Genomic DNA, 17,515 nt, shown 5'->3' with positions numbered 1-17,515 from the left:
AGCCACATTCACGCCAAGTAACACTCCTAGGGGGAGTCGGGGCCGCCGTCCCGTTGATCTGCTGAGCCGATTCAGGAAATGAGTTTGCTGCGAAATTACGAGAAGGGCACTTCATGGCCAAGTTCGAGGTCACCAATGCATTGGAAGTCAACCCGATGCGGCTTTACACCATCATCGCGGATACCTCCACCTGGGGAGATTGGTTCCAGTTGCACGGCGGGTTTGCCGAGATTCCGCCCGAGCACATCGGCGTGAACTCGATGCTGGCGCAGAATATCCGGATGCTCGGCATGACACAGCGGTTGGACCTGACCATCACCGCCTTCAAACCCCCCATGGAACTGACCCTTTCGGGCAGTAGCCCGGCCGGGATCACCTGCGAGTTCACCTTCGCTATAGAACGCCGCCCGGGCGGGTGCCAGCTCACCATCTCCGGTGACTTCACCGGCCCGGTACTGACCGGGCAGCTGTCGCAGGTGATCGAGCACGATGCCCAGAAACAGCTGACCAAGTCCATGGCCAAGCTACGTGAGATCACCGGATCGGCCGTCTGATGCTCGAACTCACCGGAGTCATCCGGACCTATCGGATCGGCAGGCAGGATGTGCGCGCCCTCGACGGCATCGATCTGACGATCGAAGCGGGCCAGTTCGTCTCGGTGGTCGGCCCGTCCGGGGCCGGCAAAAGCACACTGCTGCACCTGCTCGGTGCACTGGATCTCCCTGACAGCGGCTCGATCCGGTTCCGCGGCGACGAAATCGGAAAACTGAACGACGATCAGCAGTCCGAGTTCCGGCGTCACCACGTCGGATTCGTATTCCAGTTCTTCAACCTGCTGCCCACCCTGTCGGCGTGGGAAAACGTCGCGGTGCCGAAGCTGTTGGACGGCACCGGGCTTCGCGTCACTAAAGCACGCGCGCTCGAGCTGCTCGCGTTGGTCGGCCTGAGTGACCGCGCCGAACATCGGCCCGCGGAACTGTCGGGAGGGCAGATGCAGCGCGTCGCGCTGGCGCGCGCCCTGCTGATGGACCCACCGCTCATCCTCGCCGACGAACCCACCGGCAATCTCGATTCCAAGACCGGCGCGGACATCATGGCTCTGCTCGCCCAGATCGCCCACGAGGCGGGGCGGGAACGCGCGGTCATCATGGTCACCCACAACACCGAGGCCGCCAACACCACCGACCGGGTGCTCACCCTCGCCGACGGCCGCATCGTGCGTGATGAAACAACCGGTGCCACTATGGTTTCCGGGGAATTCGCCAGGGAACCCAGGTGACGGCACTGATCGACCGCTGGCGTCTGTTCAGCCTGCGGGAATTCGCGACCCACCGCGGCCGCACCTTCGCCTCGGTGATCGTGATGGCGGTATCGGCAGCCTTCCTGGTGTCGGTCTTCGGCATCTTCGGCTCGCTCACCGGCTCGGTGGACCGGCTGGTCGGCGGACTCGCCGGTAATGCGGCGCTCGAGGTCACCGGGGTCACCGACTCCGGATTCCCGACCTCGATTCGTGACGAGATCGCCGAGACTTCCGGTGTCGATCAGGCCGTCCCGATGGTCCGAACCCAAATCGATTCCGCCACTGGCCCTTTGCTGCTACTGGGGGCCGACGCATCGGCCGCGGCGCTCGGCAGTGACCTGCAGGGCGCCGTTGAGCAACAACTCGCGGCCCTGGTCTCGACCATCAATGGCGTCCTGGTCGGTCCCGGTGTCGGCGCGAACACCGGCGACACCTTGCGCTTGGGTTTCCACCAGGTCAAGGTCGCGGGCGTGATCCACGGCGGCACTGCGGCGCGGCTCAACGAAGGCCACTACGTCCTCACCACCCTCGCCATCGCACAACAGATCAGCGAGCATCCCGGACGGCTGGATTCGGTGCTGATCGTTGCCGCACCGGACACCGAGGCAGGCGCGCTGCGCAGCGCCGTCGACGGCGTAGTGAACGGCCGGGCCCTGGTCGCCGAACCCAGCGTCCGGGCGGTGCAGACCGGCAACGGCGTGCGCATTCTGCAGTACATGACGCTGATGGGCGCCGCACTCGCGTTTATCGTGGCGGCCTTCCTGATCTACACGACCATGACGATGGCGATCGCCCAACGTCGGCCGACGATTTCGATGCTGCGCGCGGTCGGCGGCCGTCGCCGGACTATCGTCACAGATCTGCTCACCGAGTCCGCCATCGTCGGATTCGTCGGCGGCGCGTTGGGATCGCTGATCGGAATCGGGTTCGGCCACATAGCCATTCGCACCCTGCCCGTTGCGCTCATGCAGTCGGTGGAAGCCCGAACCGTGTATTCGCTACCCGTGTACGCGATTCCGATCGCCATCGGGGCCGCGGTGTGCACAAGCGTCGCGGCCTCCGCGGTGGCCGCCTACCAGGTGTACAAGGTTTCGCCGATCGAAGCCCTCGCGCCGGTCGGTGCGTCCGCCGCCGATCAGGTCCGGCCGTGGCTGCGCCTGGCCGCGATCTGCGTGACTATTGGCGGCATCACCGTCGCGGTCGGCCTGGTGTGGCTGCACCTCGGCAACTTCCTCTGGTCCGGAATCGCACTGTCGATGTTCTTCGGAGCTGGAATCGCGGGGTGCTTCGCCTCCATCGGTGGTCTGGTCCGGGCTGCGGCCTGGGTGGCACAGCGATGCGGTCGCGCCGGCAACCTCGCCGCAGCGACCCTGAGGCGTGCACCGCGACGGGTCTGGGCGACCATGATGACCGTCTTCATGGCGGTCGCGGTGACCGTCACCATCACCGGCGCGAACAACGACCTGCTCAACGCGGTGCGGACCTCGCTCGGCGCGGTCGAAGACGTGGACGTGTGGGTGGCATCCCATCCGCCGGAAGAGTTTCCGACCAGTGTCTTGCCGTCCGGGCTCACCGCCGATGTCGCGGGGCTGCCGGGCGTCGCGCATGTCACCGAGGGACAACTCGCCTACGCCACGCTCGGCGACGAGAAGATCATTCTGTACGGCCTGCAGGACGGGAGCGTCAGTCCGCTATACCAGCAGGTGTCCGCGCAGACCCGGGCAGAGGTCATCGCCGGGCGCGGGATGGTGCTCTCACGTGACCTCAGCCGCGCCCTCGGCGTGGACACCGGCGACGAACTCACCATCCGCACACCGCGTGGCCTGCAACGCATCCGGGTGCTGGAGGTGGTGTCCTACTTCTCGGCGCTGACCGGGACCGCGGGCATCGGCCTGAATATGATGCGAGACTGGTTCGACCGACCGGGGTCTACGCTGCTGCAGATCGACGGCGCTCCCGGTGTGGACAAAGCGGAACTGCTGCAATCGATTCGGGACGCAACTCCGGCCGAGGTGCACGTCTACTCCGGCGCGGAATCGCTGACCAGCGTCGAGGGGGCCATCCGGCAGGGCATGGGCGTAGCGAATGCCGTCTGGGTAATCGTCGTGCTGATCGCCGCAGTCGCGCTGCTGAACACCCTGACACTTTCGGTCTTGGAGCGGCGCCGGGAAATCGGCGTGCTGCGGGCGATGGGCGCGAGCCGCCGTGTCACCTTACGGATGATCCTCGCCGAAGCGGCGGGAATCGGCGGCGTCGGAGGCAGCTTGGGGTTGCTGTTCGGGCTGGCCAGCCAGTACTTCTTCGACAGCGTCACCCCGGACATCATGAACATCGACGTCGCCTACTCCCCCAGCGCGATGGCACTCGTATTCGCCGGGGCCGCAGTGGGTCTCAGCCTGCTCGGTTCCATTCCCCCCGCGGTCCGAGCGTCACGGCTGAACATCATCGACGCCATCACCATCGAATGACGAAGCAGGAGAACGTATCCATGAAGTGGACCAATCGCAGCCGAGTGGCGGCGATAATTCTCGGCGCCGTCATGGCGCTAACCACGGCCGCCTGCGGCAACTCCGACACCCCCAGTGCGAAACATGTTGCGGCACAATCGACGACGAAAGCCGCGATCGACCAGCCGCCGATCCCCTTGCCCGGCCCGGGTGATCTCAACGCGGGTCTGATGATGGCCCTGGACCCGAACACCTCCCGCGAGCAGAAGGAAGGCGCAGTACAGGGTGCGGATATCGATCCCGACTTGGTCGACAAGATGACCCAGGCCGGGACGGCCAACAAGGTGACAATGACCGTGACCGCGGTCGAGTACGTGGGCAATGGCGTGATGCAGGCCAGCGCGACGCTCACCCTCAACGGCAAACCGGTGGACGGTCAGGCATCGATCCCCTTCGTCGCTGAGGGCGGTCGCTGGAAACTCCAGAAAGCCTGGGCCTGCCAGATGCTCATGAACGCACAACTCACATCGACGGCCTGCAACTGACCACGGGGGCACCACCATGACAAACCTCGAGCCCACCCTCGTCGACGGCATGACCTCGCACGAGCTCGCTGCGGCCATGCCCGAGCTGGTATCGACCTTCACCGAGCGCGCTGCCGATCAAGCCATCATGTGGCGAGATTGGTCCGTACGCTGGCTCGACGCGTGGGACCGGCACGACCTCGACACCGTAATGGCACTGGTGACCGACGATGTCCGCTACGAGGATCCGTCCCTGTTCGGTGAACACCTCGTCGGGAAGGCCGCGCTCCGCGAGGTTGTCACCATGACTTGGCAGGCCTTCCCCGATGTCCGATTCGAGCTCGCGGGCACCCCCTACCTCGCGATCCTCGGCACCGGAATGGCCGCGCCCTGGCGCATGCGCGGCACCTTCGCGGGCGATATGGGTGGCGGCCCTTCCCCTTTGGGGATCGCCCCCACCGGCCGCGATTTCGATACCCGCGGCATCGACATCTACGCGCTACGAGACGGTCTGCTCAGCCACTGGTCCACCACCACCGACCTATTCGACCTAGCCCGGCAAGTCGGCCTGCTCCCCGCTCCCCGTACCCGACTGTTCCAACTCGTGATTCGCCTGCAACGCGTTGCTGCCCCACTGCTGCGCGTCCTGCACCGACACCGCGGCCGGAGCTGATGCCGCCAGCTCGGCCTCGACTCCGCCGAGCCACTGGGGATTTCTCGCTATTTTCCCGGGCTGCTGCCCCTATCGTATTTGCCGCGATCGTTCACGGCGTCCTATGACGAGCCGTGCATGGCCCATTCGCGGCGTACGTGGCCGATGTGTGTGCGGACCAGCGTCTCCATCCCCGCACGATCCCGCGCCAGTGCGAGGTCGATCATCTGTTCGTGTTCGGCGGTCGTTGTTACGAGATTGCTTGTAGCAGCGAGTGATTCGAGACCATAGAGGCGGCTGTAGCTGCGGAGTCGGCGCACTTCGTCGACGATCTTGGAATTTCCGTGTAGTGCTAGGAAACGAGTGTGAAATTCCGTGTCCAGCTGGACATAGGTGCCGAGGTCGACCTCCTCGGCGGCCTCGACGAGTTGGCGTGCGAGAGGACGGAGCTCGGCGACGTCGAGCGCCATCTGTCCCTCGCACGCTTCGGCGACGGCTCCCATGATCGGCACTTCGATCAGCAAGCGCAGTTCCGCGAGGTTGTCGAGTTCGGCGTTGGTCAACTCGGTGACCCGGAACCCGGTGTTCCGGACGACCTCGACCATCCCTTCGCGCACCAGATCGAGCATGGCTTCACGAACCGGAGTGGCCGACACACCCAGCTGCGCGGCAATGACCGGCGCGGGATACACCATCCCGGGCTTCATCTCGCCGGTGATCAAAGCCGAGCGCAACGCTTCGGCCACCTGCCCACGCAACGTCGTCCTCGAAGGTACGGACTTCAAGGTCAACTCGCCGATTGCCATCTGCCCACCCGCTTCCTGGTGCTAACGAGGCACAACTCATACAACTTCATATTGTAATAGCAGGTTCAGGTGAGGCTTACATCCGCTGGATCGACAACTGATCACATACCGCCTGCGCGACCACCAGATCCTCCCACGACATGCCGGAGCCCTTGAAGAAGACCGGCCGGTCATCGGCGAGCGTGATCTGCCCGGTGACGACATCACGCATCGGCAAAAGCTGCTCAGCTGTGATGGCGTGCTCATCGATCGCCATGACGATGTCACCGCATTCTCGCAGGGCTGTGTCGACGTCTTCGACGACGACCTGTGCCCGACCGCACAGCGCGGAGTCGATCTCTCGGACACCCGGCTCATGCGACCCGACGGCGATCACCACCGCGTCATCCCGGATCAATGCGGAATCGAACAGGGGCTCGCTGGCGGTGGTCGCGCACACGATCACATCCGCTTCCCGTACCGCGGTCCGGGATTCGCTCGAATCGCTACCCACCACGGCTACACCAGAAGTGATGAGGCCGGAATAGTTCAGCGGGCGGCGCACGACGTAGGTGATGCCTGCCATGCCGCGGACTCCCGCGAGTGCTGCGGTGACCGTTTCGGCGTGTCCGACTGCTTGCGGACCCGCGCCGAAGACCACCATCTTCACCGGTGTCGTCCTTCGTGTGAGCGCGGACTTCACCGCGGCGACAGACACGGCGGGCGTTCTCGAGGTTGTGAGTGCCGGCCCGTCGAGCAGTGCGGTCGGAGTCAGGGTGGTGGAGTCGCACAGCACATAGAGGCCCTGGATGCGCGGCAGCCCGGAGCCCGGGTTGTTCGGTGCGACGGTCGCGATCTTGACCCCCGCGCTCACGCCGATGTCGGACGGCATGGTCAGGAACTGGCCGTTGCGGACCTCGGTCATGGTGCGAGGGGGATCCTCGGCCGGGTTCACACCGTTGTGCAGTGCCGCTTCGATTGCTTCGACAGCTTTCGCCGGAGGGAGGAGTTCGAAGATCTCATCTGGTCCGACGTAGGTGATGGCCGCGCTCATCGCAGCACGAAACCCGTGCCGAGCTCGTCGGCAGGGTCGATTTCGAAGCGGTGTTCTCCAGTCCGGTATGCCATCCCGGTGACTTCGGGGATGACGGCCGGGTGGCCGGCCACGGTCGATTCCTCGACGATGCGGGCGTGGAAGCGGGTGCCGACGATCGAATCGTGGATGAACTTCTGACCGGGTTTGAGCGCTCCGGTCGAGGCCAGGGTCGCCACGCGGGCGCAGGTTCCCGAGCCGCATGGTGAGCGGTCGACCTCGCCGTCGGCGAAGACGGTGATATTGCGCTGGTGGGGGTTGCCCTCGTGGTCGGTGCCGAGATCGTCGAACAGGATGGTGCCGTAGATTCCGCTGAGCCGATCGTCGACCGGGTGGCGGGCGTGTTCGGTGTCGTTCAATGCCCACTTCACTTCTCGACCGATCGCGATCAGGTCCGAGTAGTGTTCGGGTCGCACAGCCAGACCGACACTTGCCGCGTCCAGTTGCGCGTAAATCGCACCTCCGAAGCTGATGTCCACGGCTACCTCTCCTCTGGAGGTGGACACCGTGACCTGCTCGTCGAGCCGATAACTGGGAACGTTCACGAAGTCGACTCCGGTGATCTGTTGACCGGTGGAGTACACGCGGGCGGTCACTCGTCCGGACGGGACATCGATCACGACGTCGGTCGTTCCGGACGGATCGAGAGCGACGCGACCGGTCTGTATCGCCCAGACGCCCAGGGCGATCGTTCCGTGCCCGCAGGCGGTCGAGAATCCGTCCTTGTGCCAGAACAGCACCCCGAGGTCGGCGCCGGGGTCGTCGGGTGGGGTGATGAATCCGCCGTACATATCCGCGTGCCCGCGCGGCTCGAAGCACAGTAGCTTGCGCAGATTGTCCACCTCCGAGTTGTCGATGGCGAACATTCGGCGGTCGGCGACAGTGGCGCCCTCGATAGCGACGGAAGGATCGGCGACGATCCGGAAGGGTTCACCGCCGGTGTGGTAATCGACGGTCGAAATCGTGAAGTTGCTCATGCTGTACTCGACTCGATTCTCGGAGTTTTTGCAGGGTGGGACACGTTGTGCACCAAGCTTTCTGTGTGGATTGTCAGAAGCGCACCGCATCGACGAACTTGGCGAGTTCGGGGTCGTCACAGGAGTTGAAGGCAAGATCCGGGGTGGTGTCCACGCGGATCCGGCCGTTGGAGAAGAACACCAGCCGGTCGGCCGCCTTGGAGGCGAACGCCATGTCGTGGGTGACGAGGGCGACAGCGATCCCCTCCTCCTGCTTGAGCCGGGTCAGGACACCGAGGACTTCGGCAGCGACAGGGGGATCGAGAGCCGAGGTAATCTCGTCGCACAGGATGAGTTTCGGCTTCATCATCAACGCGCGAGCGATCGCGACACGTTGACGCTCGCCACCCGACAGTTCGGTACACCGGCTGTCGATATGGTCGGCCATTCCGACCTCGCTGAGCGCGGCCTCCGCGCGGGCACGCAACTCGTCCTTCTTCTGACGCAAGACCTTTCGCGGCGCGAGGGTAAGGTTCTGGAAGACATTCATGTGCGGCCAGAGGGTGTAGGTCTGGAACACCATCCCGACCTCGGCGCTTTCTTTCTTCCACGCTTCGGTGCGGTGACCGTTCTCGAAAACGGTGGTGCCGTCGATGGTCATGAGCCCGGAATCCGGGTCGGTCAGGCCGGCCATCGCACGCAACAGAGTGCTCTTCCCGGATCCGCTCTTGCCGATCACGACGGTGATGTCGCCACGACGCATGTCGAAATCGACACCGTCGAGGATGGTCCGACCGAAGTAGCTCTTGGTCAGTCCGCGAGCGGACACAAGCGCATTCGCGGCGGGCTCTGGTGACACATCGCCGTTCGTCAGGTGCGCAACGGTGGAAATGGTGGTCATGTCGTCCTCCTGCGGAGTCACGGTGGCCGTGGCCGGAAAGAGTCGTTGTGCCGGGTCGGATGAGGTACTCACGATGCGGTCGCCAGCATGTTCGCGGTGGCAACGGTCGACTTCGGCTTCGGTGCGCGACGAACCGGTGAATTCATGCGCCGTTCCAGGTAGCTGGTGAACAGCGAGATCGGGAAAGCGATGCCGAAGTACATCAACGCGGCCAGCGTGAGGATCTCCACGGGCCGGTAGGTCAAGGCTGCCTGGGTGTTGGCCGTGAACATCAGATCTGCCACGCCGATCGTGGACACCAGAGCCGAGTCCTTGAAGATGGAGATATTGAGCGAAAGGATGACGGGGACCTGCTGACGCAGTGCCTGCGGAACGACGATGTGAACCAATTGGTCAAGCGGCGAAAGACGCAGCATTTTCGCGGCCTCGACCTGTTCTTTGGGAACAGACTGGAACCCACTGCGGTAGGCCTCGGCCATGAAGGCGGTGAGGTTGAGCGTCAACGCGATCACAGCTGAGACGAACCCGGTGAACTTGCCGCCGGTGATGATCGGGAGCCCGAAGAAGATCCAGAACAACTGGACCAGCAGCGGCGTGCAACGGAAGATCTCGATGTAGGCCTGGGCGGTGTACCGAACGAGCCGGGTTTCCGACATTCGCGCCACGGCGACCGGGATCGCGATGATCATGCTGAGCACGATGGTCGTCACGGTGATCTTCAGGGTGAGCCAAAGTCCGTCGAGCATGAACGGGAACGCGGAAGAGACCGTGCCCCAGTCGATTGAATACGATCCCATGGGAGATCACGATCCTTTCTGCATGGAGCCGAGGTTGTCGACCTCGAAGTAGCCCACGGCCGTCATAGCCTCGGTCAGACTGCTGTCCGCGCGAGCTGCGGAAATCGCCGCATCGATACGCTCGCGTGAGGATTGATCGACTTGTTTGACGATGCCGTAATTGCATTGCGCGTCGTAGATGGGAGGATCCGGAACGATGATCTTGAACCTGGTGTCCTGCTGCACTTGAGATTCCGCGGTTGGCAGATCGACGAATTCGGCAACCGCACGACCGGCGATGACCGCCTGAATGGAATTCGCCGATGAATCGAAGGGCAGGATGTTTCCCCCGGTGTCGCGCAACGCATTCTCCGACGCATTGCCTTGAATGGTCGCGACGAGCCGGCCCGAGGCGAGGACATCGGCGGAGGCGTTCTGCGGGGCATCGGCCCTGATCACGAATACGCCTTGGTAGGTGTACACCGGCTCGGTGAAATCGATGGCACGAGAACGGCGTTCGGTCTTGTCCAAGTTGGCGGCGAAATCGTATTGGCCGGCCAATAGTCCCGGAATGATGCTGTTCCATGTGGTGGGCACGGTTCGCATCGTGACGCCCAGTTCGTCGGCGAGGTTTTGCAGGGGAATCAGATTCGGTCCCCCATAGGTCCCATCGGGCAGGATGACAGTCATCGGCGCGGCGATGGCGACACCGACGCGTAGTTCACCGCGATCCTGGATCTCGGCGAGGAATCCCCCCGGCGATAACGGGCCCGGATCCTTGAAGAATGCGCATCCGCTGGTTACGGCGACGAATATCGCCGCCAGTGTTGCGAACAGAACGTGGGCGCGAGGCCTGGGCGCTACTTCTGTGCTTATCGCTGCCGCACATCGGGCAGGTCGTGCATGCGCGTTGTGTTCGTCAGTGGCCATGGCCAACGACCTTCCTGCGGAAATGGGGGTGTATAGCATCGGCTGAAGGGGAGAACCGGTGCGACACCGTCTCGAGCCGTGATGCGCACCACACTAGCAATTGCAATTGCACATTGCAATGCTTATTGGGGCGTTCGAGTAAATCGGTGGACCCCTCGCCCGCCGTACCAGAATCGCGCTATGTTCTCGAGGCCACGGACCTGAGGAAGAAGCCCAGGTTGGCGGGGCGCTCAGCGAGCCGGCGCATGAAATAGCCGTACCACTGCTGCCCGTAAGGCAGGTAGACCCGCAGATGCTGTTGGTCATTGATCAGGCGAAGTTGTTCGCGGTCACGAATGCCATAGAGCATTTGCAGTTCGAATTGGTCGGCCGTGCGTCCCGTGGCAGCGGCCTGCCGCGAGGCAGCGTCCACCATGCGCGGGTCGTGGGAGGCGACCATCGGGTACCCATACCCGTTCATCAGGATTCGCAGGCAACGCAGGTATGCCTCATCGACGTCCGCTTTGTCCTGATAGGCCACCGATGCGGGCTCCTTGTAGGCGCCTTTGCACAGCCGGATCCGCGACCCCGGTCCGGACAGATCCTTGCAGTCGGCTTCGGTGCGTTTGAGGTAGGCCTGCAAGACGGTGCCGAGGCTGGGAAAGTCTTGGCGCAGTTCCCGCACGATCGACAGCGTCGAGTCGGTGGTCGTATGATCCTCCGCGTCCACGGTGACCCAGGCACCGGCTACTTCGGCCGCAGTGCAAATCTTGTGGGCGTTGTCGTAGGCGACCTTGTGCCCGTCGTGGGAAAGGAACTGGCCGAGGGCAGACAGTTTCAACGAGACTTCGATGCTGCGCGGTGTGCTGTTGCCCTCGGCGGACGGTGCGAGCTCCGCCAGCGATGACAGCAGTGTCAAGTAGTGCGTGACCGTGTCGTTGGCCTGGTCGAGATCGGTGGTGTCCTCGCCGAGGTAGTCGATGCTGATGTAGCGACCGGAACTCAGGATGGACCGGGTGGCCGCGATTGCCTGGGCTTCGGTCTCCCCGGCGACGAACCGGTCCACAAGAGTCTTGGTCACCGGAAGCTTGGTCACGGTGCGCTCCATGCGCGGTGAGCGCGCCGCGGCCAGTAACGCTGGCCGGAGCAGGGCGGAAAATGCCATCACTGGTCCTCGATATCGGTCTCGGCTGCCTGGTGCGGGTAGAAGTGATCCGTCGGCGGCACGAACGTCTCCTTGATGGTGCGCGCGGAGGTCCAGCGCAACAGGTTCTGCGGGGATCCGGCCTTGTCGTTGGTGCCCGAGGCGCGGGCACCGCCGAACGGCTGCTGGCCGACGACGGCGCCGGTGGGCTTGTCGTTGATGTAGAAGTTGCCGGCCGCGAAACGCAGGCGCTCTGCGGCCTGGGCGATGGCGGTTCGGTCGTCGGCAATGATCGATCCGGTCAGCGCGTAGGCCGAGCCCTTATCGACGAGTTCGAGCGCGTCGTCGAACGCACCCGAGGTGGAGTCGTCGTACACGTGCACGGCAAGTATCGGCCCGAAGTACTCGGTCCGGAACGCGTCATCGGTCGGGTCGTCGCCGAGCAGAATGGTCGGATCGACGAAGTAGCCGACGCTGTCGTCGACATCCCCGCCTGCGGCGATTGTCAGGCTCGACGTGGACTTCGCGCGCGCGATGGCGGCGGCGTTGCGGTCGAAGGCTCGCTTGTCGATGACCGCGCCACCGAATTTCGAAAAGTCGGTGACGTCGCCGTAGCACAGCGCGGACGCCTTATCGATCAGGTCGCTGCCCATCTTCGCCCACACCGACGAGGGAATGAAGGCTCGTGAGGCAGCCGAGCACTTCTGCCCCTGGTAGTCGAAGGCGCCCCGCAGCAGGGCGGTGGTCAGCGTATCGGGGTCGGCGGAGCTGTGTGCCAGGACGAAGTCCTTGCCGCCGGTCTCGCCGACCAGGCGTGGGTAGGTGTGGTACAGGGAGATGTTGCTGCCGACCTGCTGCCACAGATGTTGGAAGGTCGCTGTCGATCCGGTGAAATGGATCCCTGCCAGGCGGGGGTCGGCCAGCACGACGTCGGATACCTCGGCGCCGGATCCGTTGACAAGGTTGATCACGCCCGCAGGCAGGCCGGCGGCTTCGAGGAGCTTGATCGTCCAGTACGCGGCGATTGCCTGGGTCTGCGAGGGCTTCCACACCACGGTGTTTCCCATCAGGGCCGGGGCTGTCGGCAGGTTACCGGCGATGGCGGAGAAATTGAACGGCGTGACGGCGTATACGAAGCCCTCTAGAGGGCGATATTCGAGTTTGTTCCACACCCCAGGCGAGGAGATCGGCTGGTCGGCGAGGATCTGGCGAGCGAAGTGGACGTTGAACCGCCAGAAGTCGATCAGCTCGCACGGGGTGTCGATCTCCGCTTGATAGGCCGTCTTCGACTGGCCGAGCATCGTCGCCGCGGAGAGGGTTTCACGCCACGGCCCGGACAACAAGTCGGCCGCACGGAGGAATACCGCGGCCCGATCCTCGAACGGCAGCGCCCGCCAGGCCGGAGCGGCGTTGGTCGCGGCGGCTACCGCGTCCTGAATGTCCTGCGCGCTGGCTTTGGTGAAAGTGCCGAGGACGGCAGCGTGCTGGTGCGGCTGAACCACGTCGATGGCCGGGCCGACGCTGCGCCGGTGCTCACCGCCGATGACATGGTGGACCTCGGTCGGATTCGAGCTCAGTTCAGCCAGCTTCGCCCGCAGCCTCGCACGTTCGGCGCTGCCCGGGGCGAACGATCCGACCGGCTCGTTGACCGGTCGAGGAGTGGTCGTGACGGCGTCCATGGTGCCTCCTGGCTGATGGGGTGATGCGGGGCGGCGAGACGAAGAGCCGCGACTGACTACGCAGCAGTCAACGCCAGCGAAAGCCATCAGCAATGAGCCGAGCGCACTAATTTCGACCCAATGTGTTTGTACGGTTGGCCAAACCCGTTCGTTCCCGATCCCTTGGAGATGGATCCATTGCCTCGCTCGATACACGTCAGCGAGCAGCGTCGCGGCGTTGGTGACGTCCGCGACGCCGCCGCAGCGTTGCGGATCGCCCGAATATGCTGTGGCGCTGCTCGAGCTCGTCCAGGACTACCCGCGCCCGGAACTGTTCGCCATCGACACCGACGCCCTGTTCCGCACTCTCGTTTCCGTCGTCGCCATTGGCGACACCCTCGAGGGCGCCGACAGCCCGCTGGCGCTACTGGACAACCATCGACTGTGTGTCCGTAACCGTCAGGTCAACAGTGGTAGCAGAACCAGCTCAGCCACGTCCTGCCCCAATTGTGCGGGCTCGAGCGGGCCGGCGGGGTCGTACCATTTATAGACCCAGTTGGCCGCTCCGAGGCACGTATTCACGTAGACGGTCTTCGAGACATTCAAGGACCGGCCGGTGCTTTCGAGGTGCCGACTGACCAGGCTCTTCATCACGTCCTCGAACTGTGTGCGCATATCGAGAACGGAGTGGAGCAACTCGGGCGGCAATTCCTCCTCTTCCTCGAAGAAGACCTTATGAATCGCCTGGTTCTCGCACGTGTAGCGGACTCGGTAGGCGATGAGTTCTCGAAGTGCGCCCAGTGGATCCGCAACCGTGCTCTCGATGCGGTGGGCGTTCGAGAGGGACTCGTTCATCACGTCCTCGTACAGGCGGCTGAGCAGCTCTTCCTTGTTGCGGAAGTAGTGGTACAGCGTGGGCTTGGAGAGTCCCACCACCTTTGCGATCTCACTCATTGTGGTAGCGCGGTACCCCTGTCGACTGAAGATCTCCGCGGCTCCTGCGAGCACCCGCTCGCGTTGCTCAGCGGCGTGACTTGGTCTTCCCAACGTCGCCACTAATCACCTTTCCTCTATACGTCACTGCCCTCTGTACCGCTCAGCGTAATGATCCTGACGATGCAGGCACTCACAACCCGAACAGGCCTTGACCATGTGGGCGTCATCACTTACGGTGACTTTACCGACCGGTCGGGAAATTAGGAGAGATGGCCTTGACTTTAACGCCCGAGTACCGCGCCTTCCAGGAATCGTGTGAAGGCTTCACCCGCAAGTACGTCCGCCCTGTGGTGGCCGAGGCCGAGGCGCAGGGGCACCCACCGAAGGCTCTATGGTCCGAGATGGGCAAAGCCCGTCTGCTCGGGCTGATGACACCGGAGGAATACGGTGGAAGCGGCCAGGATGAACTCGCTGTCGCACTCGTAGCCGAGGAGCTCAGTCGCGCCAGCGGCGGGATTGCGGTGAGCGCCCACGTGAGCGCTTACATGGCAGGGACACATATTGTCCACTACGGCACACCCGAACAGCTCGACACATATGCCGCGGCCATTGCCGCGGGACAGAAGATCGCTGCCATCGCGGTAACTGAGCCGGGTGCAGGCTCGGATGTCGCGGGAATCTCGTCACGGGCAATCCGCACGGACTCCGGCTTCCGCATCAACGGCCGGAAGATGTTTATCACGAACGCCGGTATCGCCGACGTGATTATCGTCGCGGCAAAGACCGATCCTGAGGCGGGGCATCGGGGTATCACGACTTTCCTGGTCGAGGCCGGAACGCCCGGCCTTTCCGTCGGTGCCCCGCTGCCCAAGATGGGCTGGCACTCGTCGGATACTCGTGAGGTCATTCTCGATGATGTCGAGGTACCGGAGAGCGCCGTCCTGGGTCAGACCGGGCGCGGCTTCTATCAGATCATGGGTGCGTTCCAGTTGGAGCGCATCGTTCTCGCTGCGATGGGCTTGGGGCATGCGGTCGAGAGCATCCGGATCGCCACCGACTACGTGACCAATCGAACCGCTTTCGGTGGGCGTCTCATCGACCGTCAGGCCGTTCGCCACCGCCTCGCCCAGATGCACATCGATCTCGAGACCGCTCGCCTGTTGACCTACCACGCAGCCGAACAGCTGCGTGACCGGAATCCCGAATCGGCGAACACGGTCGCGATGGCCAAGTACTACGTTCCGAACACCACCTCTCGGATCGTTGACAACGCGGTTCAACTACTCGGGGGTTCAGGCTTCGTCGAGGAGTCCGAGGTGGCCCGCCACTACCGCGACATGCGCATCCTCCGTATCGGAGGCGGTGCCGACGAGATTCAGCTCGACATCATCGCCAAGCAGACGCTGGCACGCGCCTGACGCCAAACCGCACTCGGGGCGCTTCAGGCACTTCGACGTCCACAATCCGACGCATCAAGGAGGCAGCAATGTCGGACAACCTCAACGAGCTGATCTCATCACCTGTGGTTCCCCTTACGCCCGAGTGGCAATCGCCGACGTACCAGGCGGAGGCGAAGCATGCCCGCGCGTTACACGACGAGAGCTCCGAGCGCTACTGGTCGTGGGTCGGAGAACAGCTCCGCTGGATTCGTCGGTACGACACCTTGGTCGAGGGTGACCTCAGCGACTTCCGCTACTACGGCGGCGGCGCAATCAACGTCGCCGACAACTGCGTCAACAGGTGGGCGGAGAACCCCGCGACCAGGGACAAGTACGCCGTTGTCTGGGAGGGAGAGCCCGGCGACATCCGGAAAGTCACCTACGCGGAGCTTGCTGACGAGGTGGGTCGGCTCGCCGCAGGGCTGGCCGAACTGGGCGTCGAACGAGGCGATGTGGTCGCCATCTATCTACCGAACATGGTCGAGGCCTTCGCGGCCATTCATGCCTGCAACCATATCGGCGCAATCTACACCGTCATCTTCGCCGGCTTCAGCGAGGAAGCCAGCCGATCGCGGCTCGAGCAGGCCGAACCGAAGGTTGTAGTAGTCGCGGACGCGAGTTACCGGCGAACCAAGCTCGTCCCGCTGCTGGACACGCTGCGCCGAGCTCGCAGGTCGGTTCCCAGCGTGCAGAACACGATCGTCGTCGACCGGACGGGTCGCGGCGTCGCGTTGGAGGAGGGCGAGATCGATTACCGCGAGCTGGTCCAACGCCAGCCCGGACCGGCCCCGATGGCCGAGATGGATGCCAACGACCCTGCCTTCCTGATATTCACCAGCGGAACCGAGTCGAAGCCCAAGGGCATCGTGCACAGTGCGGGCGGCTTCCTCGCCGGCACCTGGTCGAACGTGCACTGGCAGGTCGGCCCCGAACAGGACGACGTCTATTGGGTCGCGGCAGACGTAGGATGGCTGACCTTCCCCATCCAAGCCGTCGTCGGTGGTCTAGCCAATGGAATGACGATTGCATGTTATGAGGGGGCACTCGACACTCCAACCCAGGATCGCTTCTACGAGATCTGCGAAAAGCACTCCGTCACAAAAATTTTGGCCGCCCCTACGGTCTTGCGGATGCTGCGCCAGTTCGGAGACGAGCTGATGGCGCGCCACCCACTGCCCCAGCTGAAGCTGGTGACTACTCAGGGTGAGCTACTCGACAGTGACACCTTCGGTTGGACCAACACCCGCTTCGCCGGTGGTGTCCCCGTGGTCAACGCGTACGGCCAGACCGAGACCGGATCCACGTGGACGTATCCGATTTACGGGGTGGACGATATGAAGGCAGGCTCGGTTGGCGTCCCTACGCCGGGCCATCTTTGCCTGGTCGTCGACGACAGCGGCAATCCGGTTCCTCCCGGCATCAAGGGCAATCTGGTTCTCACTCATCCGTTTCCGACGCTGGCCCGAACCGTGTGGAAGGACCACCAGCGCTTCCTGGACACCTACTTCTCCCGCTTCCCCGGCTACTACGCGACCAGCGACGAGGCGGTGATCGACCACGACGGGCACATCTGGATCCTGGGACGGTCCGACGACGTTATAAACATCGCCGCGCATCGTATCTCGACGATGGAGATCGAGGAGATCGTCAATTCTCACCCGCAGGTGATCGAAGCTGCCGTCGTCGGTGTGCCCCACGCCACCAAGGGAACTGTCCCGGCGGCATTCATCGTCATCAAGGATGATGATCAGGAGCGAATCATCGAGCAAATACGTGTCGCGGTGTCCGATCAGCTCGGGAGATATGCCGCCCTCGAGCACATCTACGTCACGGCGAACGTACCCAAGACCCGCACCGGCAAGTTGATGCGCAGGCTGCTGCGTGACGTGGCCACCTACGGCGAGCCCCGCGGAGACACCTCCTCCGTGGAAGACCACAGCGCGATCGAGGCAGTCACACAGGCAGTCGCTGCCGTCGATGCCTGACGCCCGCACA

At 63.7% G+C, this 17,515-nt stretch carries 17 protein-coding genes; 8 read left to right on the top strand and 9 right to left on the bottom strand.

All coding sequences use genetic code 11. The features are described from left to right. Positions 1-113 precede the first annotated feature (113 nt). Genes LKE06_RS17295 through LKE06_RS17275 form a run of 5 tightly spaced genes read left to right on the top strand, consistent with a single transcriptional unit; the run spans position 114 to position 4,944 of the window. Positions 114-554 (top strand): type II toxin-antitoxin system Rv0910 family toxin, encoded by a 441-nt coding sequence (locus LKE06_RS17295; RefSeq protein ID WP_228000211.1) that lies wholly within the window; start codon positions 114-116, stop codon positions 552-554. Then, positions 554-1,279: an ABC transporter ATP-binding protein gene (locus LKE06_RS17290; RefSeq protein ID WP_228000210.1), complete on the top strand. Its 726-nt coding sequence runs from the start codon at positions 554-556 to the stop codon at positions 1,277-1,279. Before LKE06_RS17295 ends, LKE06_RS17290 begins: the two co-directional genes overlap by 1 nt. Then, complete coding sequence (locus LKE06_RS17285) at positions 1,276-3,768, top strand: FtsX-like permease family protein (RefSeq protein WP_228000208.1); 2,493 nt, start codon at positions 1,276-1,278, stop codon at positions 3,766-3,768. The genes LKE06_RS17290 and LKE06_RS17285 overlap by 4 nt, the downstream gene beginning before the upstream one ends. Positions 3,769-3,788: 20 nt before the next feature. Further along, a complete protein-coding gene (locus tag LKE06_RS17280; protein WP_228000207.1) occupies positions 3,789-4,292 on the top strand; it encodes a WKL family lipoprotein in 504 nt (167 codons plus the stop codon). A gap of 16 nt (positions 4,293-4,308) precedes the next feature. After that, positions 4,309-4,944 carry an ester cyclase gene (locus tag LKE06_RS17275; protein ID WP_228000205.1) on the top strand — a complete coding sequence of 212 codons (636 nt, stop codon included), beginning with the start codon at positions 4,309-4,311 and terminating at the stop codon, positions 4,942-4,944. A gap of 101 nt (positions 4,945-5,045) precedes the next feature. On the opposite strand, the gene LKE06_RS17270 is transcribed toward LKE06_RS17275, so the two are convergent. The 8 genes from LKE06_RS17270 to pruA all read right to left on the bottom strand — a co-directional run bounded on the left by LKE06_RS17270 (position 5,046) and on the right by pruA (position 13,166). Next, complete coding sequence (locus LKE06_RS17270; RefSeq protein ID WP_228000204.1) at positions 5,046-5,729, bottom strand: GntR family transcriptional regulator; 684 nt, start codon at positions 5,727-5,729, stop codon at positions 5,046-5,048. 76 nt (positions 5,730-5,805) lie between these two features. Beyond that, positions 5,806-6,762 carry an ornithine cyclodeaminase family protein gene (locus tag LKE06_RS17265; protein ID WP_228000202.1) on the bottom strand — a complete coding sequence of 319 codons (957 nt, stop codon included), beginning with the start codon at positions 6,760-6,762 and terminating at the stop codon, positions 5,806-5,808. Beyond that, positions 6,759-7,778, bottom strand: a complete 1,020-nt coding sequence (locus LKE06_RS17260; RefSeq protein WP_228000201.1) for a proline racemase family protein — start codon at positions 7,776-7,778, stop codon at positions 6,759-6,761. The genes LKE06_RS17265 and LKE06_RS17260 overlap by 4 nt, the downstream gene beginning before the upstream one ends. Positions 7,779-7,851: 73 nt before the next feature. Continuing rightward, positions 7,852-8,658 carry an amino acid ABC transporter ATP-binding protein gene (locus LKE06_RS17255; RefSeq protein WP_228000200.1) on the bottom strand — a complete coding sequence of 269 codons (807 nt, stop codon included), beginning with the start codon at positions 8,656-8,658 and terminating at the stop codon, positions 7,852-7,854. Between the two features lie 68 nt (positions 8,659-8,726). After that, entirely contained in the window at positions 8,727-9,455 is a 729-nt protein-coding gene (locus LKE06_RS17250; RefSeq protein WP_228000198.1) for an amino acid ABC transporter permease, read from the bottom strand. 6 nt (positions 9,456-9,461) lie between these two features. Next, complete coding sequence (locus LKE06_RS17245; RefSeq protein ID WP_228000196.1) at positions 9,462-10,364, bottom strand: substrate-binding periplasmic protein; 903 nt, start codon at positions 10,362-10,364, stop codon at positions 9,462-9,464. 178 nt (positions 10,365-10,542) lie between these two features. Beyond that, positions 10,543-11,508, bottom strand: a complete 966-nt coding sequence (locus LKE06_RS17240) for a proline dehydrogenase family protein (protein WP_228000194.1) — start codon at positions 11,506-11,508, stop codon at positions 10,543-10,545. Further along, the gene (gene pruA, locus LKE06_RS17235) at positions 11,508-13,166 is read right to left on the bottom strand and encodes an L-glutamate gamma-semialdehyde dehydrogenase (RefSeq protein ID WP_228000192.1); all 1,659 of its coding nucleotides are present in this window, start codon (positions 13,164-13,166) and stop codon (positions 11,508-11,510) included. Before pruA ends, LKE06_RS17240 begins: the two co-directional genes overlap by 1 nt. A gap of 220 nt (positions 13,167-13,386) precedes the next feature. On the opposite strand from pruA, the gene LKE06_RS33220 reads away from it, so the two are divergent. After that, positions 13,387-13,695: a hypothetical protein gene (locus tag LKE06_RS33220; RefSeq protein WP_372477389.1), complete on the top strand. Its 309-nt coding sequence runs from the start codon at positions 13,387-13,389 to the stop codon at positions 13,693-13,695. Here LKE06_RS33220 and LKE06_RS17230 read toward each other — a convergent pair. Then, positions 13,605-14,153 carry a TetR/AcrR family transcriptional regulator gene (locus LKE06_RS17230; protein ID WP_228000653.1) on the bottom strand — a complete coding sequence of 183 codons (549 nt, stop codon included), beginning with the start codon at positions 14,151-14,153 and terminating at the stop codon, positions 13,605-13,607. The genes LKE06_RS33220 and LKE06_RS17230 overlap by 91 nt on opposite strands. Positions 14,154-14,356: 203 nt before the next feature. Here LKE06_RS17230 and LKE06_RS17225 point away from each other — a divergent pair, with 203 nt between their 5' ends. Continuing rightward, entirely contained in the window at positions 14,357-15,499 is a 1,143-nt protein-coding gene (locus LKE06_RS17225; RefSeq protein ID WP_228000190.1) for an acyl-CoA dehydrogenase family protein, read from the top strand. Between the two features lie 68 nt (positions 15,500-15,567). Beyond that, positions 15,568-17,505, top strand: a complete 1,938-nt coding sequence (locus LKE06_RS17220; RefSeq protein ID WP_228000189.1) for an AMP-binding protein — start codon at positions 15,568-15,570, stop codon at positions 17,503-17,505. Positions 17,506-17,515 lie beyond the last annotated feature (10 nt).

The organism is Nocardia australiensis (assembly GCF_020733705.1).
Classification (GTDB): domain Bacteria; phylum Actinomycetota; class Actinomycetes; order Mycobacteriales; family Mycobacteriaceae; genus Nocardia; species Nocardia australiensis.
The sequence above is the reverse complement of the archived record's forward strand: the minus strand, read 5'-3'. Positions and strand labels throughout refer to the sequence as shown.